The 21,843-nt window shown below is 56.7% G+C and carries 23 protein-coding genes; 9 read left to right on the top strand and 14 right to left on the bottom strand.

What is annotated here, in order from left to right:
- Positions 1-42 precede the first annotated feature (42 nt).
- Together recG and HUF19_RS17660 are read right to left on the bottom strand one after the other, a co-directional pair.
- Positions 43-2,121 (bottom strand): ATP-dependent DNA helicase RecG, encoded by a 2,079-nt coding sequence (gene recG / locus HUF19_RS17665; protein ID WP_260997812.1) that lies wholly within the window; start codon positions 2,119-2,121, stop codon positions 43-45.
- Positions 2,122-2,134: 13 nt separating this feature from the next.
- On the bottom strand, positions 2,135-3,034 hold the full coding sequence (locus tag HUF19_RS17660; protein ID WP_145467553.1) for a hydrogen peroxide-inducible genes activator: 900 nt from the start codon (positions 3,032-3,034) through the stop codon (positions 2,135-2,137).
- Between the two features lie 169 nt (positions 3,035-3,203).
- Between HUF19_RS17660 and HUF19_RS17655 the strand changes: the two genes are divergently transcribed.
- Positions 3,204-4,055, top strand: a complete 852-nt coding sequence (locus tag HUF19_RS17655; RefSeq protein WP_260997811.1) for an SDR family oxidoreductase — start codon at positions 3,204-3,206, stop codon at positions 4,053-4,055.
- Between the two features lie 62 nt (positions 4,056-4,117).
- Here the strand turns inward: HUF19_RS17655 and HUF19_RS17650 are convergent, their stop codons facing one another.
- From HUF19_RS17650 to HUF19_RS17630, 5 genes are all read right to left on the bottom strand, one after another.
- A complete protein-coding gene (locus tag HUF19_RS17650) occupies positions 4,118-4,501 on the bottom strand; it encodes a RidA family protein (RefSeq protein WP_145467558.1) in 384 nt (127 codons plus the stop codon).
- 8 nt (positions 4,502-4,509) lie between these two features.
- The gene (gene spoT / locus HUF19_RS17645) at positions 4,510-6,624 is read right to left on the bottom strand and encodes a bifunctional GTP diphosphokinase/guanosine-3',5'-bis pyrophosphate 3'-pyrophosphohydrolase (protein ID WP_145467560.1); all 2,115 of its coding nucleotides are present in this window, start codon (positions 6,622-6,624) and stop codon (positions 4,510-4,512) included.
- Positions 6,625-6,651: 27 nt separating this feature from the next.
- Positions 6,652-6,882, bottom strand: coding sequence for a DNA-directed RNA polymerase subunit omega (rpoZ, locus tag HUF19_RS17640; protein ID WP_145467562.1), 231 nt, complete (start codon positions 6,880-6,882; stop codon positions 6,652-6,654).
- 93 nt (positions 6,883-6,975) lie between these two features.
- On the bottom strand, positions 6,976-7,590 hold the full coding sequence (gene gmk / locus HUF19_RS17635) for a guanylate kinase (protein WP_260999520.1): 615 nt from the start codon (positions 7,588-7,590) through the stop codon (positions 6,976-6,978).
- 37 nt (positions 7,591-7,627) lie between these two features.
- The gene (locus HUF19_RS17630) at positions 7,628-8,491 is read right to left on the bottom strand and encodes a YicC/YloC family endoribonuclease (protein WP_260997810.1); all 864 of its coding nucleotides are present in this window, start codon (positions 8,489-8,491) and stop codon (positions 7,628-7,630) included.
- A 101-nt stretch (positions 8,492-8,592) separates the two neighbouring features.
- Here HUF19_RS17630 and rph point away from each other — a divergent pair, with 101 nt between their 5' ends.
- Positions 8,593-9,309 (top strand): ribonuclease PH, encoded by a 717-nt coding sequence (gene rph, locus HUF19_RS17625; protein ID WP_145467566.1) that lies wholly within the window; start codon positions 8,593-8,595, stop codon positions 9,307-9,309.
- Between the two features lie 42 nt (positions 9,310-9,351).
- Here rph and HUF19_RS17620 read toward each other — a convergent pair whose 3' ends face one another.
- Positions 9,352-10,125: an exodeoxyribonuclease III gene (locus tag HUF19_RS17620; protein WP_260997809.1), complete on the bottom strand. Its 774-nt coding sequence runs from the start codon at positions 10,123-10,125 to the stop codon at positions 9,352-9,354.
- Between the two features lie 162 nt (positions 10,126-10,287).
- Between HUF19_RS17620 and pyrE the strand changes: the two genes are divergently transcribed.
- Together pyrE and HUF19_RS17610 are read left to right on the top strand one after the other, a co-directional pair.
- Positions 10,288-10,935: an orotate phosphoribosyltransferase gene (gene pyrE / locus HUF19_RS17615; protein ID WP_260997808.1), complete on the top strand. Its 648-nt coding sequence runs from the start codon at positions 10,288-10,290 to the stop codon at positions 10,933-10,935.
- A gap of 42 nt (positions 10,936-10,977) precedes the next feature.
- The gene (locus tag HUF19_RS17610) at positions 10,978-11,655 is read left to right on the top strand and encodes a hypothetical protein (protein WP_260997807.1); all 678 of its coding nucleotides are present in this window, start codon (positions 10,978-10,980) and stop codon (positions 11,653-11,655) included.
- Positions 11,656-11,695: 40 nt separating this feature from the next.
- Here HUF19_RS17610 and slmA read toward each other — a convergent pair whose 3' ends face one another.
- From slmA to coaBC, 5 genes are all read right to left on the bottom strand, one after another.
- Entirely contained in the window at positions 11,696-12,316 is a 621-nt protein-coding gene (gene slmA / locus HUF19_RS17605) for a nucleoid occlusion factor SlmA (RefSeq protein ID WP_260997806.1), read from the bottom strand.
- A 10-nt stretch (positions 12,317-12,326) separates the two neighbouring features.
- Complete coding sequence (gene argB / locus HUF19_RS17600) at positions 12,327-13,229, bottom strand: acetylglutamate kinase (RefSeq protein ID WP_145467576.1); 903 nt, start codon at positions 13,227-13,229, stop codon at positions 12,327-12,329.
- A 132-nt stretch (positions 13,230-13,361) separates the two neighbouring features.
- On the bottom strand, positions 13,362-15,848 hold the full coding sequence (locus HUF19_RS18380) for a phosphomannomutase/phosphoglucomutase (RefSeq protein WP_270049430.1): 2,487 nt from the start codon (positions 15,846-15,848) through the stop codon (positions 13,362-13,364).
- Between the two features lie 71 nt (positions 15,849-15,919).
- A complete protein-coding gene (gene dut, locus HUF19_RS17590) occupies positions 15,920-16,375 on the bottom strand; it encodes a dUTP diphosphatase (RefSeq protein ID WP_260997805.1) in 456 nt (151 codons plus the stop codon).
- A 16-nt stretch (positions 16,376-16,391) separates the two neighbouring features.
- Positions 16,392-17,618, bottom strand: a complete 1,227-nt coding sequence (gene coaBC, locus HUF19_RS17585; protein ID WP_260997804.1) for a bifunctional phosphopantothenoylcysteine decarboxylase/phosphopantothenate--cysteine ligase CoaBC — start codon at positions 17,616-17,618, stop codon at positions 16,392-16,394.
- Positions 17,619-17,744: 126 nt separating this feature from the next.
- On the opposite strand from coaBC, the gene radC reads away from it, so the two are divergent.
- From radC to HUF19_RS17560, 5 genes are all read left to right on the top strand, one after another.
- A complete protein-coding gene (gene radC, locus HUF19_RS17580; RefSeq protein ID WP_260997803.1) occupies positions 17,745-18,419 on the top strand; it encodes a RadC family protein in 675 nt (224 codons plus the stop codon).
- Between the two features lie 185 nt (positions 18,420-18,604).
- Positions 18,605-18,841, top strand: a complete 237-nt coding sequence (gene rpmB / locus HUF19_RS17575) for a 50S ribosomal protein L28 (protein ID WP_145467587.1) — start codon at positions 18,605-18,607, stop codon at positions 18,839-18,841.
- An 11-nt stretch (positions 18,842-18,852) separates the two neighbouring features.
- Entirely contained in the window at positions 18,853-19,011 is a 159-nt protein-coding gene (gene rpmG / locus HUF19_RS17570; protein WP_145467589.1) for a 50S ribosomal protein L33, read from the top strand.
- 225 nt (positions 19,012-19,236) lie between these two features.
- Positions 19,237-20,046 (top strand): bifunctional DNA-formamidopyrimidine glycosylase/DNA-(apurinic or apyrimidinic site) lyase, encoded by an 810-nt coding sequence (mutM, locus tag HUF19_RS17565; RefSeq protein WP_260997802.1) that lies wholly within the window; start codon positions 19,237-19,239, stop codon positions 20,044-20,046.
- Between the two features lie 92 nt (positions 20,047-20,138).
- Positions 20,139-21,029: an outer membrane protein gene (locus HUF19_RS17560; RefSeq protein WP_260997801.1), complete on the top strand. Its 891-nt coding sequence runs from the start codon at positions 20,139-20,141 to the stop codon at positions 21,027-21,029.
- 65 nt (positions 21,030-21,094) lie between these two features.
- Here the strand turns inward: HUF19_RS17560 and elyC are convergent, their stop codons facing one another.
- Positions 21,095-21,832: an envelope biogenesis factor ElyC gene (gene elyC, locus HUF19_RS17555; RefSeq protein WP_260997800.1), complete on the bottom strand. Its 738-nt coding sequence runs from the start codon at positions 21,830-21,832 to the stop codon at positions 21,095-21,097.
- Between the last annotated feature and the right edge of the window lie 11 nt (positions 21,833-21,843).

Here is a 21,843-nt window from a genome sequence, read left to right as displayed (position 1 = left end):
TGATTGAGGTCATGATTCCGACCAGTGGTAAAAGCCGAGAAATCAGACGTTGGCGAAACGTTCGGCGTCACCCAGCCAGCGCTGAATCAGGGGTTCGACCGTGTGCGGGTGCAGTGTCCACAGTTGCTGGGCCATATCGCGTACCTGTGGCAGCAGATCGCCATCGCGCTGCAGATCGGCGACGCGCAGCATCTGCAAGCCGGTCTGGCGTGTACCCAGCAGCTCGCCGGGGCCGCGGATCTGCAGATCCTGTTCGGCGATATAGAATCCGTCCTGGCTGTCGCGCATCACCTGCAGACGCTGTTTGCTGGTGAACGACAGCGGTGCTTTATACAGCAGCACGCAGTGACTCTTGGCACTGCCCCGCCCGACCCGGCCGCGCAACTGGTGCAGCTGTGCCAGACCCAGGCGTTCGGGGTTTTCGATAATCATCAGGCTGGCGTTGGGCACATCGACGCCAACCTCAATTACCGTGGTGGCAACCAGCAGATCGAGTTCGTGGGCTTTAAAGCGCGCCATGATGTCGGCTTTCTCGGCCGCTTTCATGCGCCCGTGTACCAGGCCGATACGCAGGTGCGGTAAGGCTTCGGCCAGTTCCTGTGCGGTGTTCTCCGCCGCCTGACACTGCAATGCCTCGCTCTCTTCAATCAGGGTGCAGACCCAGTAAGCCTGTGCACCTTCTGCACAGGCACCATTGACCCGCTCAATGACTTCCGGGCGGCGCTGCTCGCCGATAGCGACGGTGGTAATCGGGCTGCGGCCGGGAGGCAACTCGTCGATTACCGAGGTGTCCAGATCGGCGTAAGCGCTCATCGCCAGTGTGCGCGGAATCGGTGTGGCGGTCATGATCAGCTGGTGTGGCGATAACTTCTGCGCCACCCCTTTTTCCCGCAACGACAGGCGCTGATGCACGCCAAAGCGGTGCTGCTCGTCGATAATAATCAGCCCCAGCCGGGCGAAGTGTACATCGTCCTGAAACAGCGCGTGGGTGCCGACCACCAGTTGCGCTTCACCGCTGGCAATCTCCGCCAGCGAACGCTCGCGCGCCTTGCCTTTTACCTTGCCGGCCAGCCAGCCAAGCTTAATGCCCAGAGGTTCAAACCAGCCGGAGAGGTTGTTGAGGTGCTGTTCGGCGAGAATTTCGGTCGGTGCCATCAGCGCCACCTGAAAACCGGCCTGCAGCAGATCGCAGGCTGCGAGGGCGGCAACCAGGGTTTTGCCGGAGCCGACATCGCCCTGCACCAGACGCAGCATAGGGTAAGGCTGGGTCAGGTCCTGTTCGATTTCGCTCACCACCCGTTGCTGGGCGCCGGTCGGGGTAAAGGGCAGCTGCTGCAGTAACGCCCGTTGCAGGGTTTTATCGCTGTGGATGGCCGGAGCTTCGTCGGCCTGAACCTGTGCGCGCAGCTTATGCAACGACAGCTGGTGGGCGAGGAGTTCTTCCAGAATCAGACGCTTCTGTGCCGGATGCTGGCCGCTTTCGAGCAATGCCAGATTGGTTTCCCGTGGCGGCGTGTGCAAAAACAGCAGGGCGTCTTTCAGTGTTGGTAACTGCCATTGTTGCAGCCAGGTAACGGGCAGCAAATCGGTCAGATCGACCTGATCGGCTTTCAGCAGCTCCAGCGCCTGCTCATGCAGTAAACGCAGGCGCTGCTGGCTGATGCCATCGGTGGCCGGGTAAACCGGCGTCAGGCTTGGTTCCAGCGGTAAATCGAGGCCTTCTTCCAGCCGGGTGTATTCCGGGTGATACAGCTCCAGCCCGCTGGCGCCACGACGCGGTTCGCCGTAGCAGCGGATCGTGGTGCCGGTGCTGAACTGATTTTTCTGCGCGGCGCTGAAATGGTAAAAGCGCAGGCTGATGACACCGCTGTGGTCCTGCAGCTTCACCAGCAGGCTGCGGCGTTTGCCAAACAATACGGTGGCGCCACGCACTTCGCCCTGAATCACCGCCGGGCGCATCGGTTGCAGGGCGCCGATCGGGGTAATCTGGCTGCGGTCTTCGTAGCGGAAAGGCAGGTGGAAGAACAGATCCGCCAGACTGCGGATCTGTAGTTTATGCAGCTGTTCGGCCAGTTTCGGGCCGACGCCTTTCAGCTCGGTGATCTGGCTGAGTTTTGCCACGCGTTATCTGTCCTCAGGGTTCCAGACGGCACTGGCGGGCGGTGCTCAGCAACAGATCGATAGCCTGACCGCGCGGGAAGCTGGCACGCCAGGCCAGCGCCACGGTACGGAAAGGTGCCGGAGCCTTGAACGGACGCGTGGTGACCAGATTCTGGTCGAGATTGCTGACCGCTGATTCCGGCAGCACGGTAATGCCGAGCCCGGTGGCGACCATATGCTTCAGGGTTTCCAGTGAGCTGCCTTCGAGCACGCTGCCGAGGCGGGTGTGATGCTTACGCGCCAGCGCCGGGCAGTGTTCGAATACCTGATCACGGAAGCAATGGCCTTCGCCCAGCATCAGCAGATCTTCATCGGCCAGTTGTTCGGCCTCGATGCTTTTCTGTTTGCACCAGGGGTGGTTTTTCGGCAGCACCACGACGAAGTTTTCGTCGTACAGCGGCCGGGTCAGCACATCGGCTTCGGTAAAGGGCAGGGCGACGATGATGGCATCCAGTTCACCGTCACGCAGCTGGCGGCGCAGTACGCCGGTGTAGTTCTCTTCCAGATACAGCGGCATGGTTGGCGCCTGCTGGTGGATCTGCGGCACCAGATGCGGAAACAGGTAAGGCCCGATGGTGAAAATAGCGCCAAGCTTCAGCGGTGTGCTGAGCTGATCCTTGCCGGCACTGGCCAGTTCGCGGATGGTGCGGGCTTCTTCCAGCACTCTTTGCGCCTGGGTAACGATGCGCTCACCGAGCGGGGTAACGGTAACCGAGCTTTTGCTGCGTTCAAATATCGCAATGTCTAACTCGCTTTCCAGTTTTTTTATCGCTACGCTCAGCGTCGGCTGGCTGACAAAGCACTTTTCCGCTGCCCGGCCAAAATGACGTTCCTGGGCAAGAGTCACAATGTACTTGAGTTCGGTCAGCGTCATAAGGGTTCCTTAATTGTTACCTTGTATGGGTACCGGAAAATTGATTTAGCTTACCTATTAAATCCGGGTGAATAAAGCCCGTGGGGGCTGAATGCTGTCACTTGGCTAAAATAACAATGAACGCGCGGCCCAGAGGGCTGCACCAGACTGAGCGCAAGAGGAGAATTACATGGCTCGGATTCTGATTGTGGGGGCAGGAGATATTGGCGGTAATCTGGCGCAGCAGCTGCACGCTGACGGGCATCAGGTATGGGGTGTCCGCCGCTCCGATAAACCAATCGGTGACGGTATTGGCCTGATTCAGGCCGATGTGGCGGATGCAGAAACGCTGCAGGCGTTACCTGAGGATCTGGATATCCTGGTTTACAGCGTGGCTTCTCCGGTGTTCTCGAAAGAGGGCTACCACGATTATTACTACAAAGGATTGCGTAATGTGCTGCGGGCGCTGAAAGGCCAGAACCTGAAGCGTGCGTTCTTTGTTTCCAGTTCCAGTGTTTATCACCAGATGAACGCCGAATGGGTCGATGAAAGCAGTGAAACCAAACCGACAAGCTTCGCCGGTAAAGAAATGCTGGCCGCTGAGCAGGCGCTGCTGAACGATAAACTGCCCGGCACTGTTGTGCGCTTTACCGGCATTTATGGTCCCGGCCGCACCCGCATGATTGAGCAGGCACGGCAGGGCAGCCACTGTGATCCGGAACCACCGGTGTGGACCAACCGTATTCACCGTGATGATTGCCTGGGTGTATTGCAGTTGCTGATTGAACGGGCGCTGACGGATAAACCGCTGGATGATATTTATCTGGCCACCGACGATGAACCGGCCACGCTGTTTGATGTGCTGGAGTGGATGAAAGACCGTATCGGTGATGTGGAACCGGATCACGATCTGCCGGAAGCGTCACGCCGTGCTAACCGTCGCTGCTCTAATAAGCGTCTGCGTGAGCTGGGTTACGATTTTAAATTCAGCAATTATCGTGAAGGCTATGACCAGCTGCTGACCGAGATGGGGCTGATTTAGCCTGCGGTTAACAGCCATAAAAAAAGCGCTCAGTGAGCGCTTTTTTTATGCAGCAAAGAAACTCAGTCGAGTTCCAGTACGCCGTCCATTTCCACACCGGCATCGCGTGGCAGCTGTGCCACACCGACCGCAGCGCGGGCCGGGTATGGCTGCTCAAAGTATTCCGCCATCACTTTATTAACGGTGGCGAAGTTGCCCAGATCGGTGAGGAAAATATTCAGTTTGGCGATCTGCTGCAGAGAACCGCCAGCCGCTTCACACACTGCGCTCAGGTTTTTAAATACCTGATGAATGCGTGCTTCGATATCGCCTTCAACCATTTCCATGGTTTCCGGTACCAGCGGAATCTGCCCGGACAGGTAAACGGTTTTTCCGACTTTAACAGCCTGGGAATAAGTGCCGATAGCGGCCGGGGCTTTTTCTGTAGCGATGATTTCGCGGCTCATAACAATCCTTAATTTTTACTGCGGACAATTTTATTCACGCCGCGGATATTGCGCAGGCGGCGGATCGCGCGGGCCAGATGTTTGCGGCCATGCACGCTGAGACTCAGATGGGTAACGCTGAGGCGGGCATCGCGCTCTTCCACACTGATTTTTTCGATATTGGCTTCCGCCTGGGTAATGGCGCTGGCCAGTTCGGCGACGATGCCACGGCGGTTTTCCAGATAGACTTTAAGGTCGACGGTAAATTCGCTGTCGATGTCTTTATCCCAGCTGAGAATGACGCATTTTTCCGGGTTATCGCGGAATTCTTCGACGTTTTTACAACTTTCGGTATGAATCACCAGACCACGGCCGGAGCTGACGTAACCAATAATCGGGTCGCCGGGAATCGGGCTGCAGCACTTGGCAAAATTCACCACCAGACCTTCGGTGCCTTTAATCGCCAGCGGTGATTGTTCAACCGATTCCAGATCGATGTCGGATTCTTTATTGGCAACCAGCAGGCGGCGCGCCAGCAGCGGTGCCATACGGTTACCGGCACCAATGTCTTCGAGCAGATCGCCGAGTTCATCGAGACCAGTTTCACGCAGCACCAGATCAATATGCTGCTGGTCGATATCTTCCAGCGTTTTGCCCAGCGCATTCAGCGCTTTATTAAGCAAACGCTCACCCAGTGCCACCGATTCGGAGCGGCGCTGACTCTTGAGATAATTACGGATATTGGAGCGCGCTTTGCCGGTGACCACAAAGTTGAGCCAGGCCGGGTTCGGCTGGCCGCCCGGTGCGGTCACGATCTGCACGGTCTGACCGTTCTGCAGACGTGCACTCAGTGGCGCCAGCTGGCGGTTAATACGGCAGGCGATGCAGTGATTGCCCACATCGGTATGCACCGCGTAAGCAAAATCGATGGCCGTGGAGCCGGATGGTAATTCGAGAATTTTGCCCTTCGGCGTGAACACGTAAATCTCATCCGGGAACAGATCGACTTTAACGTGCTCAACAAACTCCAGCGGGCTGCCGGCGTTTTTCTGCAGCTCGAGCAGGTTCTGCACCCACTGCCGTGCACGCTGGGTGCCGCTGGCCTGATCGCTTTCCGATTTATACAGCCAGTGGGCGGCAATACCATGGTTGGCCATGGCTTCCATTTCTTCGGTGCGGATCTGGATTTCAATCGGCACACCACCGATACCGATCAGCGTGGTGTGCAGCGATTGGTAACCGTTGGTTTTGGGAATGGCGATATAGTCTTTGAAGCGCCCCGGAATCGGCTTATACAGACTGTGCATGGCGCCGAGGATGCGGTAACAGGAATCGACGGAGTCGGCGATGATGCGGAAACCGTAGACATCCATAATATCGGTCAGCGATTTACGCTGATCACGCATCTTGCTGTAAATGCTGAACAGATGCTTTTCACGGCCAACCACCCGGGCGCTGATACCCACCTCGGTCAGGCGGTTGCGCACGGCGGTGGCGATGTTATTCACAATCTCAGAACGGTGGCCGCGTGCCGCTTTTACCGCTTTGCGGATCATCTCCGAACGCATCGGATACATGGCTTCGAAACACAGCTCTTCCATCTCCACGCGGATACTGTTCAGACCCAGGCGGTTGGCGATAGGAGCGTAGATATCGAGGGTTTCTTTGGCGATGCGGCGGCGCTTTTCGGGCTTCAGCGAGCCCAGAGTACGCAGGTTGTGCAGGCGGTCGGCGAGTTTTACCAGAATGACGCGGATGTCTTTGGCCATGGCCATGGCCATCTTCTGGAAGTTTTCGGCCTGCTGGTGTTCTTTGCTTTCGAAGTGAATATTGGTGAGTTTGGACACACCATCGACCAGATCGGTGACCACGTCGCCGAACTGTTTTGCCAGAGCGGTTTTGGGTACGCCGGTGTCTTCAATCACATCGTGCAGCATGGCGGCCATCAGGCTCTGATGGTCGAGATGCATGTCCGCCAGGATATTGGCGACCGCTAACGGATGGATGATGTAAGGCTCGCCGCTGCGACGGCGCTGGCCATCGTGGGCTTGTTCGGCGTAGTAATAGGCGCGGCTGACCTGCTGAATCTGAGGGTTGCTCAGATAGTGGGAAAGCCGCTCCGATAAGGCATCAATGGTGGGCACTTAAGCAGAACCTCAGGCTGGGTCTGCTTAGTACTGTTCCGCTCGTGCGGCTTCTTCCTGGGCGGCCATGGTGGTTGGCGTTACCAGGTTTTCAGCGATTTCACGCAGAGCCAGTACGGTTGGCTTGTCGTTTTCTTCCGCAACCAGTGGCTCAGCACCCTGTACCGCGATCTGGCGGGCACGTTTGGTGGCCAGCATGACCAGTTCAAAGCGGTTATCAACGTTGGTTAAGCAGTCTTCTACGGTAACGCGTGCCATGGGATATCCTGTGGAATCAGATGAATTCGGTGGAACCGGGTATTGTAGCGGAATCCGCCGGCAAGGGAAGAGGCCAGCGGGCTCCGGACGTGATCAGCCGTTCAGTAATTCCTGCAGCACATCTTCGTGGCGCACCTGCTGGGCGCTCAGACGATGGCGGCGGGCAATCACGATGGCGCGCAGTTCTTCGACGGTGTTTTCAAAATTATCGTTAATAATCAGATAGTTGTATTCACCGTAGTGGCTCATCTCGTTACGCGCATCGCGCATGCGGCGTTCGATAATGTCTTCGCTGTCCTGGCCACGCTTCTGCAGGCGTTCACGCAACGCCGCAATAGACGGCGGTGCAATAAATACGCTGACGGCATCCGGCATCAGGTGACGCACCTGCTGCGCGCCCTGCCAGTCGATTTCCAGAATTACATCACGACCGGCGGAAAGCTCGGACTCCACCCATTCCTGTGAGGTGCCGTAGAAGTTATCAAACACCTGAGCGTGCTCAAGAAAGGCGCCACGGCTGACCATGTCCTGAAACTCGGCCACGGATACGAAGTGATAATCTTTGCCGTCCACCTCGCCCGGACGCGGGGCGCGGGTGGTGTGGGATACGGACACACCGATATAACCGGTGGATTGCAGCAGGGCTTTCACCAGGCTGGTTTTACCGGCACCGGACGGAGCGGAGAAAATAAACAGGGTACCAATCATAGGAAGCTCGCTGTTCTGGCCGGACGTTGGGGTTGGGTTATTCAATGTTCTGTACCTGCTCACGCATTTGTTCGATCAGCACTTTCAGGTCGACGGCGGCCTGGGTAATGCTGGTAGTCAGTGATTTAGAGGATAGCGTATTCGCCTCGCGATTCAGCTCCTGCATCATAAAATCGAGGCGGCGGCCGATGGGTTCGTCCTGGCTGAGAATACGGCCGACTTCCTGAATATGGGTGTTCAGGCGGTCGAGTTCTTCGGCGACATCGGCTTTCTGTGCCAGTAACACCATTTCGGTTTCCAGCCGGCTGCTGTCGAGGGTGATATTCAGCTCGGCGATTTTATCTTCCAGCTGCTGGCGCTGGGCGGCCAGTGCCTGGGGCATCGCTGCAGCAACGCTGGCAACAATCTGCTGCATTTTTTCCAGTCGCTGGCGGATTAATGCGGCCAGTTCTTCACCTTCCCGTGCCCGGGCATCGCAACTGCTGCGCAGGCAATCGTCGAACGCCTGCAGTGCCGCCTGCTGCAGTGCTTTACCGTCGGTTTCCGCACTGCTGATTACGCCGGGCCAGGCCAGCACTTCGAGCACATTCATGGCATTGCCGGGGCCGATGATGGCATGTACTTCATCGGCGGCGCGGTTCAGCTCGTGTACCAGTTCGTGGTTTACGCTGAGTCTGTTTTCGCCCTGTAACGGCTGAAAACGCAGGGCGCATTCGACTTTGCCGCGGCTGAGGGATTTTTTCAGGCGCTCGCGCAGGGCCGGTTCCAGATCGCGGAAAGCATCCGGCAGGCGGAAGTGCAGTTCCAGATAGCGGCTGTTCACCGAGCGGATTTCCCAGGTAAAACGTCCCTGCGGGCATTCGCTGCCGGCACGGGCAAAGGCCGTCATACTGAAAACCATAAGTCTCTCGCGTTAATAAATTCCCCTGCATTGTAAGGGCTGGGGCTTTTTGCCGCTATAATGCCGGCCTTTACTCAATATCAGATTCAAGGATTCCGCTTATGAGACCCAGTGGCCGTACAACCGATCAGCTGCGTGATGTGCGCATTACCCGCAATTTCACCAAACATGCCGAAGGTTCTGTACTGGTGGAATTCGGCGACACCAAAGTGATTTGTACCGCGTCAGTTGAAACCAGCGTGCCGCCGTTTCTGCGTGGCAAAGGTCAGGGCTGGGTGACGGCGGAATACGGCATGCTGCCGCGTTCGACCGGCTCGCGCATGATCCGTGAAGCGGCCAAAGGCAAACAACAGGGCCGTACCGTGGAAATTTCCCGCCTGATCGGCCGCAGCCTGCGCGCCGCTATTGATCTGACAGCGCTGGGCGAAAACACCATCACCATCGACTGTGATGTGATTCAGGCCGACGGCGGCACCCGTACCGCCTCGATTACCGGTGCCTGTGTGGCGCTGGTCGATGCCATTAACTGGCTGAAAGCCAAAGGCAAAGTAAAAGGTGAGCCGCTGAAGCAGATGATTGCAGCAGTCTCTGTGGGCATCTACAACGGTGAAGCGGTGCTGGATCTGGATTATGCCGAAGACTCCACCGCCGAGACCGATCTGAATGTGATCATGACCGAGAACGGTGGTTTCGTGGAGATTCAGGGTACCGCCGAAGGCGAAGCCTTCACACCGGATGAGCTGAACGCCATGCTGGCACTGGCACAGAAAGCCATCGGTGAACTGAGCGCGAAACAGAAAGAAGCGCTGGCGGGCTGATAGAACAGGCGTCTGACGTCCGGCGTCAGACGCTGTTCTTCGTTAATCTTCGTCGAACTCGTATTCCACCATGACCGCGGCGTGATCACCAAAGCGCAGGTTGGTATCGAGCTTGGCTTCCACCACAAACTGGCGGATACCCGGCGTACAGATCTGATAATCCTTACGCCAGCCGTGCTGATTGCGGCGCGCGCTTTCTGCATCCGGCCACCAGGTAAACTGGTTTTCGCCGAAATTGGCTTCGCGGAAGGCATCGACATAACCGGCGGGGCCAAACATCTGATCGAACCAGGCGCGTTCTTCCGGCAGGAAGCCCGGAGTGTCCTGATTGCTCTGCCAGTCGGCCAGATCAACGGTTTTATGCGCCGCTTCAAAGTTGCCGCAGAAAATAAACTCGCGGCGTTTGCGCCGGGTTTTGTTCAGATGCTCCAGGAAGGATTTCTGGAAGGCCAGTTTATCTTCCAGAGTGTTGTGCTCATCGATCGTCGGGAACAGGATGGAGCCAACGCTGACATGATCGAAATCCGCCTGAATAAAGCGCCCCTGCATATCGCACTGCGGGAATGCCAGACCGGTCATAATGGCTTTCGGCACTTCACGGGTGAGGATGGCCACACCGGAATAGTTATCAGCTTCGGCATCGAAGAAATAGGCGTTGTAACCATCGGGATACACGACGGAGTCAGGCAGCTGATACTCTTTGGCAAGCAGCCCCTGAATAGCAACCACATCAGCCTGCGCGGTTTGCAGCCAGGTATACAGCCCTTTTTCGACCGCTTGTTGCAGGCCGTTGACGTGTAAACTGATAATCCTCATACATGGTTCCCAACTGGTGAAGCGTGTATCATACCGCATCCTTTGGAAAGCGGGTAAATATGGGCGAGAATGTTGTGCTTCTGGTCACGCATTGCCGGTATTTCTCCCTTCCGTCCGAACTATTTTGCCGGCCTGTGCTGGCGGTTGAATCTCAGGTTTCGTATGCAGACGTATCAGAAAGAATTTATCGAATTCGCCATCGCTCAGGGTGTACTCAAATTTGGCGAATTTACCCTGAAATCCGGCCGGGTCAGTCCTTATTTTTTTAATGCCGGCCTGTTTAACAGCGGTGCCGCGCTGGCCAAGCTTGGACGTTTTTATGCGGCAGCACTGGAAGCGTCCGGTGTTGACTACGATGTGGTCTTTGGCCCGGCTTATAAGGGCATACCACTGGCCGCGACCCTGTCCGTGGCGCTGGCTGACCACTACAACAAAGACATGCCTTACGTTTTTAACCGCAAAGAAGCCAAAACCCACGGCGAAGGCGGTAACCTTGTCGGCGCACCACTGACCGGCCGTGTACTTATCGTAGACGATGTTATTACCGCCGGTACGGCTATCCGTGAAGTCATGGCTATGATTAACGCTGCAGAAGGCGCCACACCAGCGGCTGCCCTGATTGCTCTGGACCGTCAGGAGAAAGGTCAGGGTGAATTGTCTGCGATTCAGGAAGTAGAGCGCGATTTCGGCATGAAAGTAATCAGCATCGTGAGCCTGAACCAGGTGCTGGACTATGTGTCTGAAAAACCAGAGCTTGAGCAGTATGCTGCTGCTATCAGTGCTTACCGGGATCGCTACGGGGTTAAGTAAAAGGCGTATGCCGAACGGCACGCGAAAAGGAGTGTTGTAACAATGAAGCCACTGGTTGGGCTGTTTACTGTTATTTGCCTGTTGGCCTCAGCTCCGAGCTTTGCCAACAAACTGTATCGTTTTACCGTCGATGGCCGTGTGGTGGTTAAAGACCATATTCCCACAGAGTACAGCCATCTGGGGTACGAGATACTGAACAGCAATGGCATGGTGGTGAAAACCGTTGCTCCGGCTCCTACGGCCGAAGAGCTGGCACAGCGTCGCGCTGAAGAAGCCGCGAAAAAAGCCCGTCAGGATGCTATTGCTGCGCAGCGCAAACTGGATCTCGACTTACTGCGTCTGTATGCCAAGCCTTCGGATGTGGAGCGTGCACGGCAGCGTAAAGCCGACGAAATTGACTCCTACATTCAGCTGCAGCGCCGGCGCATTATCGATCTGGGACAAAAGCTGGAAAAGGCTGAGGCGCAGGCGGCTAATATTGAGCGTCGTGGTCAGGAGGTTCCGGCCGATATGCGTCTTGAGATTGTGCAGTTGCAGAACGGTATCCGTGACAGCGAAGGCAATATCAAAGCGCGTCAGCAGGAAATGAAGGACAGTACCCGCGATTTTGCTGAGCAATACGAGCGCGTGCGGATTCTGCAGGTCTATCCGGCCGGTACGCTGGATGCCGATGTCGATCTGGACAAGGTCGACCGCGAGCTGGAAGGCAAAGCCGATTAAAAAAATCCCGGGCATGTCCCGGGATTTTTTTGCCTGTGATTTACACCGGCAGGCTGGTGAGGTTTTTCTCGCGCAGTAACAACGGCTGCAGCAGCTGCCACTGTTCGTCCCAGTACTGGGTCGGACGGGTATCAAACTCGGTGCGCACATACTGGCGGATACGACCTTCCAGTACGGCGGTGAGCAGATTGGCAGCGGCACTGATGGTCTGCAGCGGCACTTTGCCTTCGCGCATTTCGGCCTCGCGCAGGATCTGTTTGAACTGCATTTCAATACGTTCAAAGAACTGCTGAATGCGCTGGCGCAGGCGTTCGGTTTCACCGGACAGTGCATCGCCGGATAACAGGCGGCACATGCCCGGATTCTTCTCGGCGAAGGTCAGTACCAGTGTCAGGGTGCGTTCGCAGCGCTGATCGGCCTGCTCGAAATCCTGCAGGATACGGCTGACCCGGGAGAACACCGCTTCTTCGATAAAGCTGATCAGGCCTTCGAACATCTTGGCCTTGGACGGGAAGTGGCGATACAGCGCCGCTTCCGAAACGCCCACGGCTTTCGCCAGGCTGGCGGTGGTAATGCGGGCACCGGGATTGGTTTCCAGCATATGCGCCAGCGCCTGCAGAATCTGATCGCGTCGTGACAGCTTGTCGGCGGTCTCAGTCATGTAACCTTCCTCAGCTGCGGCGGTTGGTGATCAGGGTACCAACACCTTCGTCGGTGAACAGTTCGAGTAAGGTTGAGTGAGCAACCCGGCCGTCGATGATATGGGCGCTGGTTACGCCGGCGTGTACGGCATCCAGAGCGCACTGAATTTTCGGCAGCATGCCGCCATAGATGGTGCCGTCGGCGATCAGGTCATCGACCTGTTTGGTGGACAGACCGGTCAGTACTTTGCCTTCTTTATCCATCAGGCCGGCAATATTGGTCAGCAGGATCAGCTTTTCAGCGCGTAATACTTCTGCCACTTTACCGGCGACCAGGTCGGCGTTGATATTGTAAGACGCACCGTCTTCGCCAACACCGATTGGTGCAATCACCGGAATAAAGTCACTGTTGGTCAGCATATCCAGCACCTGAGTGTTGATACGTGAAACTTCGCCCACATGACCGATATCGATGATTTCAGGTTTTTCCAGCTCCGGCGAGCTCTTGGTGACGTGCAGTTTTTTCGCGTGCAGCAGCTGGCCGTCTTTACCGGTCAGGCCGATTGCTTTGCCGCCGTTCTGGTTGATCAGGTTGACGATGTCTTTGTTCACCAGACCGCCGAGCACCATCTCCACCACGTCCATGGTTTCGCCGGTGGTCACGCGCATGCCATTCACAAACTTACTTTCGATATTCAGTTTGTTGAGCAGGTCGCCGATCTGCGGGCCGCCGCCATGCACCACAATCGGGTTAATGCCGATCAGTTTCAGCATCACCATATCGCGCGCAAAGCTGTTCTTCAGGTCTTCGTCGATCATGGCGTTGCCGCCGTATTTAACGACGATGGTTTTGCCGACGAAACGCTGCAGATAGGGCAGGGCTTCACTGAGAACTTTGGCGGTATTCATGGCGCTGTCACGCGACAATGGCATGGTCTGGCTCCTTGATGAGCGGATAAATAAGAAACGGTCGGGCAGGCTGCGGCATCGCTCCGCAGCCTGATGTACCGCGCCGCATTATAACGTTATACGGCGCGCCCCTGCCAACGGGAATTGACGTCTTTCTCAGAACGGAACCTTGAGTTCCGGCGCGTGGCGGGTAAGTGCCTGCTTCATTCGTTGCTGAATCCGGGCAATGGCCTCGGCATTGTTGCCGGCAAAGCGCAGGGTCAGCTTGGGCGTGGTATTGGACGGCCGGATCAGGCCCCAGCCCTCGGCAAATTCGATGCGCAGACCATCGGTGCTGAATACCCGTGCGCCGGCGGTCAGTTCGCTGTCGGCGGAGAGTTCCTGCAGCAGACTGAATTTGCGCACATCATCGCAGTCGATGGTGATTTCCGGGGTGCTGACATCTTCCGGCAGGGCGGCAAACAGCTGATCCGCCGGCAGGTTTCTCTGGCTGATAATCTCCAGCAGACGGGCGGCGGTGTACAGACCATCGTCAAAGCCGTACCAGCGATCCTGAATATAGAAGTGGCCACTGAACTCGCCGCCTACGACGGCGTTCAGTTCCTGCATTTTACGCTTCATCAGCGAGTGGCCGGTTTTCCACATGGTCGGACGGCCACCATGACGGCTGATCAGTGAAGCCAGATGGCGTGAAGACTTAACGTCGTAGATGACATCGCGGCCAGGATTGCGCGGCAGGATATCGTCAACCAGCAACATCAGCAGGCGGTCCGGCCAGATAATCTTGCCGTTATTATCAATCAGTGCGACACGGTCGCCATCACCGTCAAATGCCAGGCCCAGATCGGCGTTATGTGTTTTAACCGCATCCTGCAGCGCCTGCAGATTTTTTGGCTGGCTTGGGTCCGGGTGATGATTCGGGAAGCGGCCGTCGACGTCGCAGAACAGGCATTCGGCCTCCAGTCCGATCATGGCCATCAGTTTCTCGGCCAGTGGGCCGGCGATACCATTGCCGGCATCAATTACAATTTTCATGCTGCGGGCGAGCTGCACATCGCCCTCAATGCGCTGCAGATAGGCCTCCGCCAGCTCGCGTTCTTCGCTCTGGCCTGAGCCCTGTGGCAGGTCGCGGCGCATGATGCGGTGATACAGCGCCATCAGTTCTTCCTGCGCCAGGGTATGCTGGTCGATAACGATTTTCAGGCCGTTAAACTCAGATGGATTGTGGCTGCCGGTTACGACTACGCCGCATGGCGTATCCAGTTCATGGGTGGCGAAATAGAGCAGGCCGGTTGGTTGTGCGCCAAGGCGGATCACATGACAGCCGCTGTCATTCAGGCCGCGCTGCAGTTGTGCTGCCAGCTGTGGGCTGGATTCGCGGCCATCCCAGGCGAGGCTGATCTTGCTGAAGCCGCGTTCCTGTACTTCAGCCCCCAGTGCGCGGCCAATCCAGTAGCAGGTGTCTTCAGTCAGATCCTGACCGACGATGCCGCGGATGTCGTAAGCGCGGAAAATACCCTGTGCGACTTCGATCGGGTGCTCCTGTTCAACCTCTTCGACCATCAGTTCCGGCAGTGCCTGACGTTTGGCGTTGCTGACGGTGGTGATCTTTTTGGGCTGCTCCAGGGCTATGTCCTGACGCTCGCGGCTGTTGCCATTCGCTTTGCCATTATCGGTGACATCAGGGCGTACGGTATTGATCAGGTGTTGCATGCTGACGGCAAGGTCGTGGAACAGCGCGAGGGTAAATACCGGCTGTTCATCAATGCCTTTGCGGCTGAGATTGCGCACATAGGTCAGCAGCTTCAGCTGGTTACGCAGAATGTCGCGTTTCTGCATGCCGACCAGAATAAACAGGCCGACAAAGGTCGCGATCAGCACGATAATCCAGGGCGTTGCCAGTGGCATCAGTTCCAGCTGCGGGCGCTCGTCAGAAGGGATATAGGTCAGATACCAGTAATCATTGATTGGTTTGGTGACGATAGTTCCGGCGCGTTTGACTTCCTGACCGATGCGGAAAATTTCCAGGCCACGGCTGCGGTCGTTATCGACAAACTGGTTAACAACGATCTGTCCCATGGTCTGGCTGGTGCCGGACTGAAACTGTGACAGCCAGCCAGAGCCGTATTCGGCCAGCAATACGCCGGCGATCTGGTTTTGTTCATTGCGGATAGGTGATGCCCAGTAGAAATGCAGGCTGCCATTGCGCTGTACGGCCTCAAGGCGCATATCAGCACCGCTGAGGGTACGGCTGACCAGCTCCTGTACGGCATAACCGTGGCTGCTCTGCAGGCCCATCGCATCTTCCCGGCGGATCAGCTGCAATGAGGATACACCGGATAAAAACTGGCGCAGGGTTGCTTTCCAGGCCGGGTCGTTTTCTTCCAGTGCACGCACTGTCATCGGGTGGCGGCTGGCCGCAGTCTGCAGGCGGCGGGTGTCCTGCAAGCGGGTGCTGAGTGAATGCGCCATCTGCTCGGCCATGGCATCAGCAAAAGCATGATCAACATCGGACTGGGTAATGAGGTTGACCTGAATGCTCTGAAACGAAAGCCCGCCGGCAATAAACAGCAGCGCCAGCCAGATGGTGAGGCGGCTGTAAAAGACGATGGTGCGCTTGGGCGGACGGGCTTTCGTTCTCATAGTGCTTCCTTTCAGCAGGGGCTGTGCCCCGGAGTTATTGTTGTATTAAAGCCAGAGCATTGTGCCGGAATTCAGCTGCGTCCGGAGTGGCCGAAACCGCCGCTGCCACGCTCGGTGGATTCAAACTGCTCCACAATCTCGAACTCGGCCTGCACAACAGGCACCAGCACCAGTTGTGCCAGACGTTCGCCGACATCAATGGTGAAGCTGTCTTTGCCGCGGTTCCAGCAGCTGACCATCAGCTCGCCCTGATAATCAGAATCGATCAGACCAACCAGATTGCCAAGTACAATGCCGTGTTTATGGCCAAGACCGGAGCGTGGCAGGATCATGGCCGCGAGGCCCGGATCTTCAATATAGATCGCCAGACCGGTACGGATAAGCTGGGTTTCACCCGGATGCAGGGTCAGGGGCGCATCCAGGCAGGCACGCAGATCCAGACCGGCGGAGCCGGAGGTGGCGTATTCCGGCAGTGGGATGCTGTTGCCCAGACGTTCATCCAGTACTTTTACCTGTAACTTTTGCATTGTCATTCTGTCCGCATTAAGAGGTTTTTTGTGTCTGGGTCTGCTGATAGCGGTGTGCAATCAGCCCGACCAGTTCGCGCGCCAGTGCCTGCTTGCTCATCTGGGCAAAGCTCTGCTGGTTTTCTGCCCAGAAAACAGTGACGGCATTCTGATCGCTGTTAAAGCCGATTTCGCTCAGGGAAACGTCATTGGCGACAATCATATCGAGATTCTTGCGCACCAGTTTGTCACGGGCGTAGACATCCACATCCTGAGTTTCCGCTGCAAAACCCACGGTAAAGGGGCGCAGTTCATGGGCAGCCACAGTCGCGACCACATCGGGGTTTTTCACCAGCGTCAGCTCCATGCTGTCAGCTGATTTTTTGATCTTCTGGTGTGCGGCGGTCATTGGCCGGTAGTCGGCGACCGCGGCTGCAGCGATAAAAATATCGCAGCGGCCAAGCAGGGCCAGTGAGGCATCCAGCATATCGCGCGCGCTTTCGGTGCGTACGCAGTTAACGCGTTCCGGTGCCGGGATAATCACCGGACCACTGATCAGCGTTACTCTGGCGCCGGCATCACGGGCGGCGGCGGCAATGGCATAGCCCATCTTGCCGGAGCTGTGATTGGAGATATAACGCACCGGGTCGATGGCTTCGCGGGTTGGACCGGCGGTGATAACGACTTCCAGCCCGGCCAGCAGGCCGGTTTCAAACAGATTGGCGGCGTGGGCGGCAATCTGTTCCGGCTCCAGCATGCGCCCAGGGCCAACATCGCCACAGGCCTGCACGCCTTCGGCCGGACCAAACATATGCAGCTTGCTGCCTTTAAGGTCGGTCAGGCGGGCGATATTGGCCTGGGTGATGGGCTCACGCCACATCGCCTGATTCATCGCCGGAGCCAGCGCTATCGGTGCTTCGGTCGCCAGACAGATAGTTGTCAGCAGATCATCGCCGGAGCCCTGGGTCAGGCGGGCAATAAAGTTGGCCGATGCCGGGGCTACCAGCAGCAGATCTGCCCACTTGGCCAGCTCGATATGGCCCATGCCGGCTTCGGCTTCCGGGTCGAGCAGGGCGTGATGTACCGGGTTACCGGACAGCGCCTGCAGGGTCAGTGGGGTAATAAATTCCATGGCACCGGCGGTCATTACAACCCGCACTTCGGCACCGGCTTTCTTCAGAATCCGCACCAGTTCGGCGGCTTTATAGGCGGCAATACCACCGGTGATTCCGAGCAAAATACGCTTATTACAGAGTTGTTGCATGGCTGGTTTCACGCTGACTAGAATGAATCTGAGTATATAAGGAAGCGTATGACAAGTCTGCAGCGCAGCGGAGTGCGGTTGTCAGACTTACGACTCAATAAATCACAGACCTGCAGGGAGGTAGGTATGGCGATATGTGACTGGCCCAGTGCTGAGCGGCCAAGGGAAAAACTGTTGGCGCAGGGCGCCGGCAGCTTGTCGGATGCTGAGCTGTTGGCAATTTTTCTGCGTACCGGGGTAAAAGGCAAAAGTGCCGTCGATCTTGCGCGTGAGCTGCTGCAGGAGTTCGGCAGTCTGCGCGCCCTGCTGACCGCCGATTTAACTGCATTCTGTAAGCCGCTGGGCCTTGGCAGTGCCAAATACGCCCAGTTGCAGGCAGTGCTGGAAATGGCGCGGCGACATCTGGCGGAGCAACTGGCCCGTGGTGATGCCTTAACCAGCCCTGACCTGACCCGGCAGTATCTGCTGGCCCAGTTGCGTGACCGCGATCATGAAGTATTTGCCTGTCTGTTGCTGGATAATCAGCACCGGGTACTGAAATACCACGAGCTGTTCCGCGGCACTATCGACGGTGCGGCGGTGTATCCGCGGGAAGTGGTCAAGCTGGCGCTGAGTCATGGCGCCGCCGCCGTGATACTGGCGCACAATCATCCGTCCGGCGTGGCCGAACCCAGTCATGCAGACCGGGCACTGACCGACCGCTTACAACAGGCGCTGGGGCTGGTGGATATCCGGGTACTGGATCATCTGGTGGTAGGCGATGGCCACTGTGTTTCCTTTGCTGAGCGAGGCTGGATGTGATTTTTCCAGTCACCTGCCATTCGTATAAAAAATAAGCTTTCGCTTGCGGCGGCCGGGGCGTTTTGGTATAAAGCGCAACTCTTTTCAGCCAGGGCCGTCGCGAATCAAGATTTTGATGACGAACGCCCACGGTTGGTAACGAATTTCCAATTTGTTCGATACAGTTAAAAATCGGGGCGAGATCAATGTCTAAGGTTTGCCAAGTTACAGGTAAAGGTCCTGTAACCGGGAATAACGTTTCCCACTCAAACATTAAAACCAAGCGCCGTTTTCTGCCTAACCTGCAACAGCACCGTTTCTGGGTAGAAAGCGAAAACCGTTTTGTGCGTCTGCGTATTTCTACCAAGGGTATGCGCATCATCGATAAGAAAGGTATCGATGCTGTTCTGGCAGAACTGCGTGCACGCGGCGAAAAAGTCTAAGGAGACCTGTTATGCCACGCGATAAGATCCGTTTAGTGTCTAGTGCCGGTACCGGTCACTTCTACACCACTGACAAAAACAAGCGCACCATGCCTGAGAAAATGGAGATCAAAAAATTTGATCCTGTTATCCGTCAGCACGTGATGTATAAAGAAGCCAAAATTAAGTAAGCTTCTTTCGCTTGAAAAGAACCCGGCCTGTGCCGGGTTTTTTTATGGCTGAATGTCAGCCGGATGCCGGATGCCGGATGCCGGATGCCGGATGCCGGATGCCGGATGCCGGACGCCGGACGCCGGACGCCGGACGCCGGACGCCGGATGCAGCACTGGCTTGTCATTCTCAGCTGATCCCTAATAATCCACGTCAGTCTTCATAGTCCAGAAACGGCGGATGTTATGCCTGAATTACCTGAAGTCGAAACCACCAAACGCGGTATTGAACCCTGGCTGCTGAATCAGCGTATTGAGCGTGTGCTGGTGCGCCAGCCGCAGTTACGCTGGCCGGTGGTGGAGGAATTAAAGCTGCTGGAAGGTCAGACCGTGCGTGGTCTGCGTCGCCGGGCGAAGTACATTCTGGTAGAGACCGATATCGGTACTGCGATCTGGCATCTGGGTATGTCGGGTTCGCTGCGTCTGGTTGAGCCCTCTGCGCCGGCGGGTAAGCACGATCATATCGACTGGCAGCTGGGTAACGGCAAGGTACTGCGTTACCACGATCCGCGCCGTTTCGGTGCATTGTTGTGGGTTGAACCGGGTGCGGACAGCGATCATCTGACTCATCTTGGCCCGGAACCGCTGTCAGATGACTTTACTGCCGAGTATCTGTTCCGCCGTTCCCGTGGCAAAAGCCAGGCGATCAAAACCTTTGTGATGGACGGTAAGGTGGTGGTCGGGGTCGGCAATATCTACGCTAATGAGAGCCTGTTTCTGGCCGGTATTCGTCCGGCGACGGCAGCCGGGAAGATCAGTCTGGCGCGCTATGAACGGCTGGTTGGTGAAATCAAACAGGTACTGGCGCGTGCCATTGAGCAGGGTGGTACAACATTACGTGATTTTGTCGGTGGCGATGGTAAGCCGGGGTATTTTGCTCAGCAGCTTTTCGTATACGGTCGCGGCGGACAGGAGTGCAAAGTCTGTGGCGGCATACTGAAAGAAATACGCCAGGGGCAGCGGGCGACGGTTTATTGCCCGGGTTGCCAGCGCTGAAGCGCTTAAAGCCCCTGCCTCCAGTCGTGACGAGGCGTGCAGGTGCTGATATAGTCAGGCCTATTCGCATCTGCATCAAAAGAGGAAGAACAATGCAACTGATGGCGACCTTACGGACTTCGGTAAATATTGCTGTGGCCACCGCATTGCTGGGCATGAGTTCTCTTGCCAGCGCTGAACGGATTGAAGAAAGCCCAAGCGCTGGTGCCATGGTGGCAGATGCAGTGATTGCCCGTCCGTTGTATTTCGTATTATCCCAGGCAGGTGCATTGGTTTACGGCGCTACGCTGCCATTTACCCTGCTGGGTGGCAATGCTGACGAAGCGGCCGAGACTCTGGTTGTCACACCGTTACAGGCCGCTTTTGTACGTTGTCTGGGCTGTGGCAAGGTTGAAAATTCAGTGGGCTCTCTGGACGAAGGCGAAGGCAAAATGATTCGTCACTTCGTTATGGTCAGCGGTGGTGTCTCGCAGGAAAAATCCTTTGTTGGCGAGAAATTTCTGAGCGGCGGTCTGTACCTCGGTACTCATTTTTCTTTGGTGGATGACAGCCGTTTCGATGTCATGCTGGGTGGACGTCAGCTGATGGCTTCCGAAAAAGATGTGGGTGATGAAAACCTTAGCTCGCTGGAAATCGTCAGCCGCTTTGGCAAAGCCGTGAATGGCTGGCTGGAGTTATCCGGTAAGCTGGGTCTGAGCCGCTGGAAATACAAAGTGGACTCCGATGTCGATATCACCGGTATCAGTGACATTAAAGCGAGCAGCTTTGACTTCTTCTGGGGCGTTGGTGCCGCTGCTCAGTTATCCGAGAACTGGCGTGTCGGCCTTGATTACACCCGCTATGACCTGACTGTAGAAGACAACATCACACTTTCCGGTGTGGCAGCAACCGATGCCGATGCGCTGGCCTTTCAGGCGCGCCTGGCCGATGGCATCGACACCAATCTTGAACTGCTGGATCTGAACATTACTTATATGTTCTGAGCGGCAGGCCGTGATAAAAAACGCCGGGCACTGCCCGGCGTTTTTGTTTCTGCTTTTTGTGCGGTTCAGATACTTTTCAGCCATTGCCAGAGCCGGCCAATGCCTTCGTACATGGCACGTTCGCTTTTCAGGGCTGCCCGCGCGTCAATCCGCCAGTCGCTGTTGCTGGTGCTCATGCGTACCGCCGGTGCTGCTATTGGCTGTAATCCCTGATGCTGAAAGAACACCAGTGCTCTTGGCAGGTGTGAGGCTTCGCTGATCAGAGCAAACTTCTGTCCTGCCAGTAGCGGCGCCATCAGTTGTGCCTCTTCTTCGGTGTCTCTGGCCCGTGGGAAGGTGCGGATGCGTTCTGCGGCCACACCCATGCTTAACGCAACCTCGCGCATCACGTCGGCATGGGGGCGGCTGTCGCTGCCGGCATAACCGGAGACAAACAGCTGCGCCTGCGGATTCGCAGCGAGAATGCGCAACCCTTCAGTCAGGCGGAACAATGAGCTGGAGCACAATTGTGCGGCCGGCGGGATATTGTTGTCGCTGGCATGACATCCGCCCAGTACTACGACGGTGCTGACTGGCTGATTAAGGTCGAAGGCGGGAAAGTCATCTTCAAAAGGTGCCAGCCAGCGGTCAGCAAATGGCTGCCAGCTGGTCAGGGCCAGCCACAGTGTGGCGGCCGCAATCAACCCTTTCCCCAGCGCCGGGCGACGATTCAGTAGCCACAGCCCGCTGAGCAACGCGATCAGCGTCAGCGGGATCGGCATCAACAGCATGCCGATCACCTTCTTCAGGAGAAATGCACTCATCGCCGCTTATT

It is taken from the genome of Thalassolituus hydrocarboniclasticus, from assembly GCF_025345565.1.
Lineage (GTDB): Bacteria > Pseudomonadota > Gammaproteobacteria > Pseudomonadales > Oceanobacteraceae > Venatoribacter > Venatoribacter hydrocarboniclasticus.
The sequence above is the reverse complement of the archived record's forward strand: the minus strand, read 5'-3'. Positions and strand labels throughout refer to the sequence as shown.

Coding starts and splice junctions, on each gene's coding strand:
- HUF19_RS17650 (WP_145467558.1), bottom strand. CDS start 4,501: ATGAGCCGCGAAATCATCGCTACAGAAAAAGCCCCGGCCGCTATCGGC.
- rpmB (WP_145467587.1), top strand. CDS start 18,605: ATGTCTAAGGTTTGCCAAGTTACAGGTAAAGGTCCTGTAACCGGGAAT.
- HUF19_RS17610 (WP_260997807.1), top strand. CDS start 10,978: ATGAAGCCACTGGTTGGGCTGTTTACTGTTATTTGCCTGTTGGCCTCA.
- elyC (WP_260997800.1), bottom strand. CDS start 21,832: ATGAGTGCATTTCTCCTGAAGAAGGTGATCGGCATGCTGTTGATGCCG.
- rpoZ (WP_145467562.1), bottom strand. CDS start 6,882: ATGGCACGCGTTACCGTAGAAGACTGCTTAACCAACGTTGATAACCGC.
- gmk (WP_260999520.1), bottom strand. CDS start 7,590: ATGATTGGTACCCTGTTTATTTTCTCCGCTCCGTCCGGTGCCGGTAAA.
- rpmG (WP_145467589.1), top strand. CDS start 18,853: ATGCCACGCGATAAGATCCGTTTAGTGTCTAGTGCCGGTACCGGTCAC.
- mutM (WP_260997802.1), top strand. CDS start 19,237: ATGCCTGAATTACCTGAAGTCGAAACCACCAAACGCGGTATTGAACCC.
- pyrE (WP_260997808.1), top strand. CDS start 10,288: ATGCAGACGTATCAGAAAGAATTTATCGAATTCGCCATCGCTCAGGGT.
- HUF19_RS17620 (WP_260997809.1), bottom strand. CDS start 10,125: ATGAGGATTATCAGTTTACACGTCAACGGCCTGCAACAAGCGGTCGAA.
- HUF19_RS17660 (WP_145467553.1), bottom strand. CDS start 3,034: ATGACGCTGACCGAACTCAAGTACATTGTGACTCTTGCCCAGGAACGT.
- HUF19_RS17560 (WP_260997801.1), top strand. CDS start 20,139: ATGCAACTGATGGCGACCTTACGGACTTCGGTAAATATTGCTGTGGCC.
- coaBC (WP_260997804.1), bottom strand. CDS start 17,618: ATGCAACAACTCTGTAATAAGCGTATTTTGCTCGGAATCACCGGTGGT.
- slmA (WP_260997806.1), bottom strand. CDS start 12,316: ATGACTGAGACCGCCGACAAGCTGTCACGACGCGATCAGATTCTGCAG.
- dut (WP_260997805.1), bottom strand. CDS start 16,375: ATGCAAAAGTTACAGGTAAAAGTACTGGATGAACGTCTGGGCAACAGC.
- radC (WP_260997803.1), top strand. CDS start 17,745: ATGGCGATATGTGACTGGCCCAGTGCTGAGCGGCCAAGGGAAAAACTG.
- argB (WP_145467576.1), bottom strand. CDS start 13,229: ATGCCATTGTCGCGTGACAGCGCCATGAATACCGCCAAAGTTCTCAGT.
- HUF19_RS17630 (WP_260997810.1), bottom strand. CDS start 8,491: ATGGTTTTCAGTATGACGGCCTTTGCCCGTGCCGGCAGCGAATGCCCG.
- rph (WP_145467566.1), top strand. CDS start 8,593: ATGAGACCCAGTGGCCGTACAACCGATCAGCTGCGTGATGTGCGCATT.
- HUF19_RS17655 (WP_260997811.1), top strand. CDS start 3,204: ATGGCTCGGATTCTGATTGTGGGGGCAGGAGATATTGGCGGTAATCTG.
- HUF19_RS18380 (WP_270049430.1), bottom strand. CDS start 15,848: ATGAGAACGAAAGCCCGTCCGCCCAAGCGCACCATCGTCTTTTACAGC.